Origin of the sequence: Priestia sp. AB, assembly GCF_028369225.1 — a bacterium.
Taxonomy (GTDB): Bacteria; Bacillota; Bacilli; order Bacillales; family Bacillaceae_H; genus Priestia; species Priestia megaterium.
On record NZ_JAQMYN010000009.1, the window covers coordinates 113,104 to 125,787 of the forward strand.

Here is a 12,684-nt window from a genome sequence, read left to right on the forward strand (position 1 = left end):
TTTATGATGCAGTTTTCCTTCTCACTAACGTCATGTACACACCTAATGCTAATAAATCACAGACCATAATCACAATACCCATCGGCAGAGCATTTTGCCCTCCTCCAAGACCAACAAGAGGAGCTACGGCTGCTCCGAGCAAGAACGGAAGCAACCCTAGAAGCGCTGAAGCACTTCCCGCGTTCGAAGCTTGATTTTCCATAGCGAGTGAAAAAACGGTTGTGTTCACAATTCCTACGCTCGATACTACAAAGAAAAGCAAGATGCAGACCAAAATAACGGACATGTGAGTAGCAATCACGGCCACTAAAAGCACGCTTCCAACAGCTGCTTGAAGCAACCCATACATAAGAAGAGTAGCTTCTTTTATTTTACCCGCTAAACGTCCTGTCACTTGAGTAGCTATAATGAGTCCAAAACCGTTAATAGCAAAAACAAAGCTGAACATCTGCGGAGACAGGCCATAAATGTCTTGAAGGACAAATGTAGAACCTGAAATATAAGCAAACATGGCACTCATAATAAAACCTTGCGCCAGCGCATATCCCACAAAGACACCATCTTTTAGCAATACGCCAAATGTACGCAGTACTTCTGTTAATCCGCCTTCTTTACGGCGTTCGAGCGGAAGCGTTTCTTTTAAACCAAATAAAACGGCAAAAAACATTAGTGCACCAATCACTGCTAGCACACCAAATACTCCTCGCCACGACATAATCGTCAGCAGCTGTCCGCCAGCAACCGGAGCCAAAATAGGAGCTAACCCATTTACGAGCATAAGCATAGAGAAAAACTTTGTTAAATCCGAACCTGAAAACAAGTCTCGCACGCTTGCTCTTGAAATAACCATTCCTGCTGCTCCTGCCATACCTTGAATAAATCGCAAAACGATAAAAATCCAAATAGACGGTGCAAACACGCATAAAACAGATGCAACTGCATAGGTGATTAATGCTGCTACAAGCGGCTTTTTCCTTCCGCGAATATCACTGAATGGCCCCATGACCACTTGCCCAAATGCTAAGCCCAATAAGCAAGCTGTCAGACTGACCTGCGCTAAAGAAGCTGAAGTATGCAATTCTTTCGCAAGCGTCGGCAGCGCTGGCAAATACATATCGATTGATAACGGTCCAAATGCGCTCAGTGAACCCAAAATTAAAATAAATAAAATGCGATTTCCTCGGCTTAAAGACATTCCTTGGGAAATACTTTGCTGATTCATCTATTGTTGTCTCTCCCTTCAGCAGTTCTACAATAGTCTCATCTTAAACCCTCCAGCTACTGGATAGTCAAGACGTAATTCGAATTTGAATTTCAGTCAGCCGCTCTTCTTCATGATGAGAAATAAAGGAATCTACAATTCGCCGAATTAAAAAAGGTCCTTCTGCTTTGTATCCTTCCGCTTTAATAAAGTTCAGTAACGCATCGTAATAGACTCCTGTGGTATCTCTCTTTTCTCTCATATAAATAGATGCGTAATCGCCTTCAGGTATTAACGTAACGAGTTCATGCTTAAAAGAAATATCGCTTTCGACCAATAAAAAAATGCCATCGTAATCTGTAAACTGTTGTTTTTTCGTGTTTTCTACCGATAGCATAAACCCTACTTTCCCAATCATAATCGGGGTAATATGACTAATTTTCTTTTTTAAATCACGCAGAACACTTTCAGTCCCGTCTAACGTGCCTACCTCCGCTTTTACTTGAACAACCTCACGAGAAGAAAGGTGTTTGATGAACGGGGCTCCTATTTGGTTAATATGTCTCGTCTGTTCTAATTCCTTCATTCGAGTTGTTAACTGCGCATTCACTCTTTGAAGGTGACGAATTTTTTCTTTTGTTACCTGCTGATATTCCGCTAAAGTTTCAATAAATTCATCCAAGCTACTGTGCTCCATCTTTCTTTTAATTTCTTTTAACGGAACTCCCATCAGCTTTAAATAGACAATGATATCTAATTTCTTAAATTGTTCTAACGTATAATATCGATAACCGGTTTGTGGATCAACTTCGTAAGGCTCAAATAGACCAATTTCATCATAATAGCGAAGTGTTTTAACCGGAATATCATGCAGTCTAGCCATTTGTCCAATCGTAAATTTGTTTTGCACTATAAGTTCACCTTCTTTATGTAAAGCTGCCTGCGCTTAAAGCAAGCAACACCTTAATTCTCATCATTCATTTAGTTCTTGTACAAGCTCTTCCACAATAAGATGTGCAGGCAGTTCTTTTGCCAGCGTAAATCCAGTTCCTGCCCACAAAGAAGCATACTCTGAATTATTCATTTGTGTAGCTTTTGCTCGAATAGGCTTTGTCATGTAATGAATATGAGGGTAGGCGGATGGTGCTGATTTATCATAGGAAATAAAAAAGGCATTCACAAATCCTCTAGCACGTTTCCCTGTAAAAGCTCGTGTGACACCTGTTTCATTAAAACGCTTTTGAAGAATGCTTTCTTTATGAAGAGCACTCGCTCCGCTTTCTGGACAACAAATAAAAGCCGTACCTAACTGAGCGGCAGAAGCTCCTTCTTGTAACACACGTTTGATGTCAGATCCCGTCATCAACCCTCCCGCAGCAATCAATGGCTTTTTAGTGATTGAACGAACTTCTTTTAGCAATTTCATAAGCGGGTAATCCACCGAACTCTCTAAAAAAGTAGATCGATGGCCGCCGGCTTCAATTCCTTGCAAACATAGAGCATCCGCTCCTGCTCTCAAAACCACTTCGGCTTCTTGAGGTGTTGTAATCGTAACGAAAACACGGCTTCCAATTCCTTTTAAACTTGCTACAATCTCTCGATTCGGGCACCCAAATGTAAAGCTCACAGCAGGTACTCGATGTTTTTGAATGATGTCGAGCTTGGCATTCCATTCATCATCATCATTCTTTGGTATACCAACTTGACACTCCAAATATTCAGCTGCTTTTGACAGTTCTTTTTGGTAACAATCAAGTGCATCAACTGCTATTTTTTCATTTGTCGGAACGAACAGATTCACTCCAAAAGGTTTTTTCGTAAGTGAGTGCATCTCTATAATTTCCTGCTCCAATTCACGCGCACTTTTATATCCCGCAGCTAAAAACCCTAGCCCTCCGCTATTAGATACTGCTGCAGCTAGTTTAGGCGTCGAAACTCCTCCTGCCATGGGAGCTTGTACAATTGGATACTCACATATATTTTCCACACTTATCACCTCAGCCTTTCATGCGTTCTCTCTTCATTCTACTATAATCCCAGAAAAAAAAGCCCTCCAAAAGGGCTTTTCTTCCATATATAGATAGATTATAAATGATGCTAAGGAACGCGCACTATCTGACTATTCCCTCAAAGGTTCACCTAAGCGGATGGCACTAACCCCGCAAGGGGAGTGACATCCGCTTAGGTTTAGAAAGCCAGACCTGATTGTTTTTGGATCAGGTCTGACTTTCTACATCGATTACTTGTAGTGGAGGAACTTTACGCACACAGCTTCTGGAACCGTGACGTTAGATTGAAGAAGCGTTAGCTTTCCACTTTCTTGGTCTCTTTCAAACAGTACCAAGTTTCCTGTTTCTTGATTAGAAGCCACAATAAATTGTTCTGTTGGATCCAAAACAAAATCGCGCGGCCAGTCGCCTTCAGTTCCTGTCCATTCTACGAATGTTAACTGTCCAGAATCCTGATCTACTTTGAATGTTGCAATGGAGTTATGTCCGCGGTTTCCTGCATAGACAAAGCGGCCGTCTGAAGAAATGTGGATCGCACTCCCTTGATTATTTTCTGTAAAATCAGCCGGGATCGCTAAAGTAGCTTGTTGTTGAGTAAAGCTTCCTTTGCTTTCGTCATAAGTTAAAAATAAAACTTCAGAGCTGAATTCTGTCATTGCATAGGCATAGCGGCCATTTGGATGGAACGTTAAATGTCTAGGGCCCGAACCAACAGATGTAGAAAGACTGTTGACTTCCTTCAATTTATTATCTTCCACTTCATATGTCACGATTTCATCAATACCTAAGTCCACAACGGCCACGTGCTTTTCTCCAGGAGTAAAATCGGCATAGTGTACGTGTGGTTTTCCTTTTTGTCCTTTTTTGAGGTCTGAATGAGGATGTTCCACTACGGATGCTACATATTCAATTTCTCCTGTTTCTTCATTAACAGAATACGTCTCAACGCTCCCTTTATGAAAATTAGCAGATAAAACAAGCGTATTATCTTCATTCACTGAAACGTAGCAAGGAGGCGCGCCGTCTAGCAGCTGTTTGTTTACAAATTTTAATTGCCCTGTGTTTGGATCAATCTTAAAAGCAGCTACTCCGCCTTTTTCTCCTTCTTTAATAACTGTATAAAGATGTTTGTTGTCTTTGCTTGCATTTAAGTATGTAGGATTTTCAATTTTAGCCACGGCTTTTACTTCTACAATCTTTTTAGCCTTCGTATCTAACGTAAATGTATAGACACCTTCACTGCCTGCTTTTGTATATGTACCTGCAAATCCAATAAATTTTCCATGTTCACTCATTTTCCTATACCCCTCCTAAAGAATTGTTTTGTTTCATTTATTTTACTATATCATATCGCATTTGTTATAGAGAATGCTCCAATTCAACGTTCATTTATCAGTTTTCCCTACATGCCTATCGTCAAACCCTTCCTTTTAAAGCCTGCATCTTGCATTTTCCTACCATTGGGCGTTATGATTAAGGATGATTTTATATCGCCCAATAGCAGACGGTTCCTGTATTTCTTAGATTTTCAAATAAAGAAGAATGAACTGATGAATAGTCGACTTCCATCGCTATAACCGCTGCTCAACTTTTTTCGTAAAGTTACATCAAAAAAGGAGTGAACAACAATGATCACATTAAAAAGTGAACGCGAAATTAATTTAATGAACGAAGCAGGTAAATTATTAGCTTCTTGTCATAAAGAAATCGCTAAAATGATCAAACCAGGTATAACAACAATGCAAATTGATAAATTTGTTGAAGAGTACTTAGAAAAGCACGGAGCAACGCCGGAACAAAAAGGATACAAAGGATATCAATATGCAACGTGCGCTTCTTTAAATGATGAAATTTGCCACGGTTTTCCAACAACTAAACCGTTAAAAGACGGGGATATTGTAACCATTGATATGGTTGTAAATTTAAACGGAGGCTTAGCAGATTCCGCATGGACTCATACCGTTGGAGAGATTTCAGGCGAAGCGCAGCGTCTAGTAGATGTTACATACGAAGCGCTTTTAAAAGGAATCGAGCAAGCACAGCCAGGAAATCGCACAGGTGACATTGGCCACGCTATTCAAAGCTATGTAGAAGGCGAAAAATTCTCTGTGGTACGCGACTTCACAGGACACGGAATTGGAAATACCATGCACGAAGCGCCTACAATTCTTCACTATGGAAAAGCTGGCAAAGGTACACGTTTAAAAGAAGGTATGGTTATTACAATTGAGCCAATGGTAAACGCTGGTACATGGCATTCTAAAATGGATAAAAACGGTTGGACTGCTCGTACAACAGATGGTAAATTATCCGCTCAATTTGAACATACGCTTGCGATTACGAAAAACGGTCCTCTTATTTTAACGGCACATTAAGAAAACAGCCCTTTTGAGGCTGTTTTCTTAATGTAGAGGAAGTTTAATAACAAAAACTGTGCCGCGGGAAGAAGTAGATAATAATTTAATCTGTCCTCTGTGGCTTTCTAGAATACGCTGAGCAATTGGCAGACCAAGACCTGTTCCGCTATCTTTTGAAGTGGAAAACGGCTGGTACAGCGACTGCTGCATATGCAAAGGAATTCCTTTTCCATTATCTTCAATATACAGACAATAATTATCATCATGAACCTGTGAATAGATTGTAATGACTCCTTCACCATCCATGGCTTCCATACTGTTTCGAATTAAATTATGAAGAACTTGTTTGATTTGTTTTTCATCTACCTTTAGTATATGCGGCTGCAGTTTCACATCAAAGATAAGCTTATCTTTTTCTGTAAATTTACTTGAGTGAGTAATCAAAGGCAATAGCTCGTTAATAATATCCTGCATGCTGACTTTTTTCATCACCGGAGTCCCTGGTTTTGATAACAACAGCATTTCTTCGATGATGTAATTAATCCTCTCTAGCTCTTTCATAAGCAGAGGCAGGTAAAAACGCTTTTTCTCCTCATCAGAAAGAGACTGATTCATAAGAGATATAAATCCATGAATCACGGCAAGAGGATTACGAATCTCATGAGCAGCTCCGGCTGCCACTTCTCCAACCAGGGCAAGTTTTTCAGACTGATGCATTCGCTTTTCTAATTCTTCGGTATCCGATATATCAATAAAATAAAAAATTCTTCCGATGCTCTCGTTCTTCTCATTAAACAGCTGCGTTTGAGAGACTAAAAAGCAATAGCACGTATCTTTCGTTCCAAATAACACTTTTTTATTTTCGTGAATTTCTCCCGAATTCAACATGCTCCAAAATTCAGTATTATATTCAGGACATTCTTCCATATACCCGCAAATATCCTTTTCGTCGAGATCTAAAAACTGCTTTGCTGAGGTATTGGCAAATATACTATTTGTCTCATCTTCCATTGTGATAATTCCAACAGGCAGTGAATTTAAAATCTGCTGGCGATACGCTTTATCTTTAATGATTTTCCAAAATGAATCTTCTAAACTAACCGACATTTGATTGATAGAAGCCGAAAGCTGCTTCAGCTCAATTTGCTTTGTGTCTTGAAGAACAAGACCGTATTCTCCGTCTGCAATGTCATTCACTTTTTCAATCATTTGTTCAATTGGTTTCGTAAGGCTCGCACTCATGCGATAAGAAACATAAAGAGAAGCCATAATAGCACTTACGGTTAAAACTAATAGTAAAATTAATGAATCTTTAATAATGACAGACAGTGTATCTGATAGTGTATCAAGTGAATCAACCGTCTCTTCTTTTGAACTATTAATATCTTTTTTTATCTGGTGCAGATCCGGCAAATAATTTCTCTTAAGATACTCTTTTGCTCCCTCTATATCTCCGTACTTCAACAGTCCCTGCACGTTATTAGAAATCTTAAAATCAAGCAGCTCAATTTTTTCCTTCAGTGGAATCAACGATTTTGGCACAGGCTGCTTATACTTTTCATTGTCTTCAATAACTCTTGTATCATATGATTGATATTCTTCTATCAAAGAGACAGTGGGGTTCTTTAGATTATTTTTCACAATGTATTCTTTTATGTTCAGCTGCTCTTCCCAATAAGAAAGCCACACCATTTGAGGAACATCTTCATCTTTAATTTCGTTGCTTACATGATTCATTTTATCAATGGCATGCACTAAAACTAAAGAGAACCCGCTTAACATAAATGTAATCAAAAGAAGAATCGTTAATATTTGGCTACGGAATGACATGTTGCGAAATAATTGATTCATAATCATCTCTTTCTTTTTCATAGTTACTTCGGCTGTGTAGACATTCTAACTTTCGAATATAAAATTTGTTTTTCCCGTTTACTGTACATCGGTCCAAAAGGCGCTAGTTTATAAACACCATCCCTGGCGTCAAGCTTGACTTCTCCAGATGGAAGACCTTTTTTACTGAAATAGTCTTTCATAATCACGTTGTAAGCTTGAGGAACATCGTTGATCACGCTGGTTAAAATAACAGACCTACCCATGTACGCCTGATCATCTAAATACCCTATTACGTACATTCCTTGTGTTTTTGCTTCTTGAATAACTTCTTGATTATACGAATTTCCTTTAGCATAGACGATATCAACACCTTGATCTTTTAACTCACGGAGCAGCTTTACTGCTTTTGCTCCATCGTCTCGGCTGTTTACAACTCGATAATAAAAAGCAATCGATGAATCATACGCTTTGATTCCTTTTTCAAATCCTGGATTTTTTTCTTTTGCAAATGTATCGAGTAATCCAATTTTTTTCGTTTTTGTCTTCATGGCAGCTGCCATGCCTGCCAGGTGCTCTATTTTTGTTTGATCAAATGTATATACAGTTTGGTTTTTATACATTGAAGTACCGTGAATGGTGACGAAATGAACAGGAGGATACTTAGGAGCTAGTTCTGTAAAAACGGTAGAAAATTCTCTTCCATGTCCAATTACGACTTTTGTTCCATTTTGAATAACTTTTTCAGCAGCTTCCTTCATTTTTTGGTTCGTATTTACTTCGCTAATAACTTGAGCCGAAACAGGATACTGCTGCTCAATGTTGATTTTTCCTTTATAAGCTAGACTGCCCCAGCTTTGATCCGTCAGTACATCAGAGGTGAGAATTGCAACGCTTGTATTTTCTACTTTTTTTGTCGTTTGCTGACTTATAATCCCATGTGTTTTCGAAATAATAATAATTAAAAACGAAGCGACAACAATCAGGGCAAGCAATAAAATCAGCCTTAACTGTCTTGATCGTTGCATAGACCTTCTCCTTTTTGTTTAACATACTTTCATTATATAAAAAAAGCATCTAAAAAGACTACATCTTTAACGAAATTCCAACTTTTTTCGACATTTCTTTCATATCTTACCTTTTTTAACACTTTCACTTCAAAAGAAAAAAGCAGAAAACATCTGTTTTCTGCTTCTGCCTTCAATCTTCATCTTTTACGTCCATATCTTCAGGGATAGGCTCATTTAAGTATTCTTCAATTTGTTTTTTGTACTTTTCCATTTGCTCTAAATGGGTGTTAAACTGCTCTTTATTTAATAAGTAGTTTTCACCATCAAATATAGCTCGTACTTTTCCTTCTTGAATCAATTTCTGCACATATTCTTCAGGAAAAGATAGATACTCTGCTGCTTCTTTTATCGTTAAATACATCCTGCTCCACCTTTTATACGTTGTAGTGTACTTCTTCTGTAGCTTTAACCATTAACTCATACTGACGCAAGCGAAGCTGGAATAATGTTAACGGATCATAGTAAGCTTCAGGATTGGCTTTCATATGACTTAAGACGTCTTGATTTTCATTAATATGCGCCTGTGTTTCTTCAATCGTTTCTTTTAAAACCTCTTTTGGCTTTTCAAAGAATAGTTCAATATCAACTTCTAAATTTTTCTCAAATAAATTAAATTGCATAAAAAACTTTGCCAGCATTGATTCCGTGATATCTTGATAGTCTTGACTTTCAATGTATTTTTTATATTGATTATAAAGCAGCGTTTGGTTTTGAAGAATGGAAGAAAACAGTTTTCCTGCTCCTTTTAACAAGAGCTGCGTTGGATTAACGCGAAGTAAAATATTTTCTTCATCCAGCTGAACCCGATTAGCCATACGATTAACGTCGCGGCGCCAGTCGTCCAGCACTTTAAAATCGCAGGCTAACGTTAATTTTTGCTCATTGTACATCTTATTTAATGACTCTGCTACTTCTTCAATATCTACTTGACTCGCAATCAGCTCTTCATTTGATGTAGCAATCCAGTCCTTTAAAGAAATGCGGAACTTGGGCAGGACATCTTGCTGCAAGTGCTCTTCCACGCGCATATTCATTTGTTTATTCAGCTCAATATGAACCGTACTAAAATCACTGTCTTCCTTCACTAATTCTGAAGACTTTTTGAGTAAACGAGGAATTTTATTTTTTAGCTTTTTGCTAATATCCTCTTTGATGCCGTGATAAGCCGAAACAATACTGCTTGCTTTTTCTTGTTCTAAGTCATCCACTCGATGCAAGAAGCCATTTAATCGCACAAGCATATCTTCGTTCCATTTAATACTTTCGATCAAATGATTTTCTGTTTGATTTCTCTTCTCCACTAAGCTCTTTAGCATGTTTTGAATGAAGAACAACAGTCTGCGCGCACGCTCTTCTACTCCAACGTCGTTTGGATCGTAATAGAAATTAGCTTTAATAAACTGAGCCAAGTCTCCGTGGTGCTGACTCGATACGTAGTGAGGCGTATAGGCTAATACATGCGCCTGCGGGAAATCTGCTCCAATGCTTGCTTCAAATTCTTTTGTAATTCGCTCAATCGTTGCTTGATTATAAAGACTGTCCATATTATTGATGACAAAATGAACTGGCGTATTTGGCGCATGCTCTTTGATCTCCAGCAATAATTCTCTTTCTTCATCAAGCAGCGATTCTTTTGCATCAAGCACAAACAGTAAACCATCTGCTAAAGGAGCATATTTAAATGCATCCTGCTCACGTGCCTCTTGTTCTGTAAAGCTTGGCGTAACAATGCATGAACAATTATGCTTCTCAAGGAACACAAAAGGTTGTTTCACTTCTACAAGCGCCTGGTGAGGAGATTGCTCCGCTCCGTCAATCGTTTCCATCGGAATGATTTCTTGATCAGCGATTTGCTGGATAGATTCTTCCTCATCATGAATGAACACAAAGGTTGTTTCGTGATTTTGCGGTACCTTTTCTTCCGTAATCGACCCCACAAATGAAGACGTTGCAGCATTTGTTCCTGTAATTAATAAGTGTGTCGTATGAGCATCTAATAAAAAATCTACCCACCATTTAAAGGTGTGCCCCACTTCTAAACCATTTTCATTAGCCCATTTAATAATGCCATGGCAAAGCTTATAGTGATATTCAAGACCATCAATGTCGTTACGCGCCTCAAAAATTAATCTGCCTGCATTTTCGATTGTAATGATATCGATAGTTGACGGAAACTTTTCATTCCATGAAAGCACGGCCGCAGACGGAAATAACGCACGTGACTTATTGGTAATTTTAAGCCAGTTTGTTAATACGTTCGGAATGACTTCATGCAATTCCTTTACAGAATGATCACTTTCCATTAAGTCAGTGTACGTCTCTTGATAAAGAGTTGAAATCTCTTGCCAATAATCATAGAGGCCCACTTCAATATTCAAGAAAATATCATTGATGGTTTTAATCCAAGCAAGATAAGGAGGCTGACTCTTATATTGTTTCCATAAAGCTGAGACAAGCTGTTTGAAATACACTTGATCCACTTTGTAAAATGCAATCATCACTTGATAAAAATAGTTAGGGATAAAGTTTGCTGTATATCCTTTATCTACGTAAGTCTTTAATACCGCAAACCAATTCAACGATTCTGTCCGAATACACTCATCTACCGCAAGCTCCACTGCGCTGTTAAAGTCTTCTTGCTCTTCATAAAATCTGCGTGCAATCGCCGTGACGTTTGGATAATCCGGCTGAGAAGCAACCAGCTCGTTAATGACTTCATAAGCTCGTTCAATATTGTTATGATCCGTATAAAGTGAAAACAGCTTTAGCGCTATTTCAGCTTTTAATACTTTTGAATCCGTTTCGATGGATAGGTAAAGCTCTTCAGCGAGCGTAGACAACCCCAATTCATAATGTGCGTCGGCTGTATTTTTCTTCGCCCACAGCTTAAACTCGCCATTTACATTCTCCCACTTAAAAATCGCGGATTCAAAATCTTGGTTATGGAAGTACACTTCTCCCTGCGCTAAGCGAATGAGCGATAAGTCGTACCACTCTTTTTGCTGCTCTTCGTAATAAGCTTGTCCAAGGACTTTTACAGGCGGCTGATTTTCATTTTCTTGCATAAACGTTTCGTAATATTTCTTTTTCGTTAACTGATATTCTACCGTCATATAGTCTCTCCTTTTTGATGTCAATATTTTATGTACTCTATCAAATTCCCTTTTTTATACTTTTCATACACGATATTTTCTTACTCATATTTTACGCAAAAAAAGCCTCAAGAACTACTCTTAAGGCTTTTTTTATAACTTTTATACTATAAAAATGGCTATTTATCATAAATCCGCGCTGAAATAACAAATATATTAATAAGCATCCCGTCGAAACAGCCCCATTACTTCTACCGTTTCCGTAATATTTACGAAAGCTTCGGGATCCACCGATTGAATTAACTGCTTGAGGTTTGCAAGCTCATAGCGCGAAATAACCGTCATTAATATTTTACGGTCTTCTCTTGAATAAGCTCCTTCACCGTTCATTAACGTCACGCCGCGCACTAAATTGGTAAGAAGCTGCTGCTTCATTTCTTCGCCTTTTCTCGTAATAATGGTTAAGGTAAGCTTAATATGGCGAGTATGAATCGCATCCACTACTTTTCCTGTGACGAAAATCGAAAGCATCGTATATAAAGCCGCATCCCAATTCACAAAGAAACCTGAAACAAATACAACCACGGCATTCATCGCTGATAATATAGCGCCAAGAGGAAATTCTTTTTTATGCGTAAGAAGCATCGCAATAATATCAAATCCACCTGTCGAAGCTGACTGACGAAAAACAAACCCTACGCCAATTCCAGTTAAAACTCCTCCAAAAACAGCTGACAGAATAGGATCTGTACTAACAGCTCTCAAAGGAATCACGTATAAAGCAATTGATAAAGCCAAAACGGACAGCAGCGTATGTAAGACAAACCGCTTTCCTAACTTCATAAAACCAATAATTAAAAGGGGTAAATTCAACAAAAAATTCATTGTTCCCGTGCTTGCAGGCGTTAAAATTCCTATAATCATAGCAATACCGCTAATACCGCTGCTTAGCACTTTATGGGGGATTAAAAACCAATTGTATGCAAATCCAATTAACACAGAACCTGCTATAATAGCAATTGCTCTATACATGATGTCCCTTCACCTCTTACAACAAATATAATTTTTTCGTTTATTGCTTCTTTATTATAATTCCTAAAATATTGAAAACCTTAAAAAAAGTAT

General features: G+C 38.3%; 10 protein-coding genes. 1 reads left to right on the forward strand and 9 read right to left on the reverse strand.

The annotated features are described in order from the left end of the window. Position 1 precedes the first annotated feature (1 nt). The 4 genes from POF52_RS23280 to POF52_RS23295 all read right to left on the reverse strand — a co-directional run bounded on the left by POF52_RS23280 (position 2) and on the right by POF52_RS23295 (position 4,505). Positions 2–1,222, reverse strand: coding sequence for a multidrug effflux MFS transporter (locus POF52_RS23280; protein ID WP_013081465.1), 1,221 nt, complete (start codon positions 1,220–1,222; stop codon positions 2–4). A 67-nt stretch (positions 1,223–1,289) separates the two neighbouring features. After that, the gene (locus POF52_RS23285; protein ID WP_074896836.1) at positions 1,290–2,111 is read right to left on the reverse strand and encodes a MerR family transcriptional regulator; all 822 of its coding nucleotides are present in this window, start codon (positions 2,109–2,111) and stop codon (positions 1,290–1,292) included. Between the two features lie 63 nt (positions 2,112–2,174). Continuing rightward, complete coding sequence (locus POF52_RS23290; protein WP_271995269.1) at positions 2,175–3,188, reverse strand: nitronate monooxygenase; 1,014 nt, start codon at positions 3,186–3,188, stop codon at positions 2,175–2,177. A 252-nt stretch (positions 3,189–3,440) separates the two neighbouring features. Next, a complete protein-coding gene (locus POF52_RS23295) occupies positions 3,441–4,505 on the reverse strand; it encodes a lactonase family protein (RefSeq protein ID WP_176585532.1) in 1,065 nt (354 codons plus the stop codon). Positions 4,506–4,838: 333 nt separating this feature from the next. Between POF52_RS23295 and map the strand changes: the two genes are divergently transcribed. Then, positions 4,839–5,585, forward strand: coding sequence for a type I methionyl aminopeptidase (gene map / locus POF52_RS23300; protein WP_271995271.1), 747 nt, complete (start codon positions 4,839–4,841; stop codon positions 5,583–5,585). A 27-nt stretch (positions 5,586–5,612) separates the two neighbouring features. Here the strand turns inward: map and POF52_RS23305 are convergent, their stop codons facing one another. The 5 genes from POF52_RS23305 to POF52_RS23325 form a co-directional block, all read right to left on the reverse strand. Beyond that, a complete protein-coding gene (locus POF52_RS23305; RefSeq protein WP_271995273.1) occupies positions 5,613–7,418 on the reverse strand; it encodes an ATP-binding protein in 1,806 nt (601 codons plus the stop codon). 23 nt (positions 7,419–7,441) lie between these two features. Further along, the gene (locus tag POF52_RS23310) at positions 7,442–8,425 is read right to left on the reverse strand and encodes a BMP family ABC transporter substrate-binding protein (RefSeq protein WP_271995275.1); all 984 of its coding nucleotides are present in this window, start codon (positions 8,423–8,425) and stop codon (positions 7,442–7,444) included. A gap of 172 nt (positions 8,426–8,597) precedes the next feature. Beyond that, positions 8,598–8,828, reverse strand: a complete 231-nt coding sequence (locus tag POF52_RS23315) for a helix-turn-helix domain-containing protein (RefSeq protein WP_013055062.1) — start codon at positions 8,826–8,828, stop codon at positions 8,598–8,600. A 13-nt stretch (positions 8,829–8,841) separates the two neighbouring features. After that, entirely contained in the window at positions 8,842–11,580 is a 2,739-nt protein-coding gene (locus POF52_RS23320; protein WP_271995278.1) for a GTPase domain-containing protein, read from the reverse strand. Between the two features lie 195 nt (positions 11,581–11,775). After that, positions 11,776–12,591, reverse strand: a complete 816-nt coding sequence (locus tag POF52_RS23325; protein WP_116078199.1) for a YitT family protein — start codon at positions 12,589–12,591, stop codon at positions 11,776–11,778. Between the last annotated feature and the right edge of the window lie 93 nt (positions 12,592–12,684).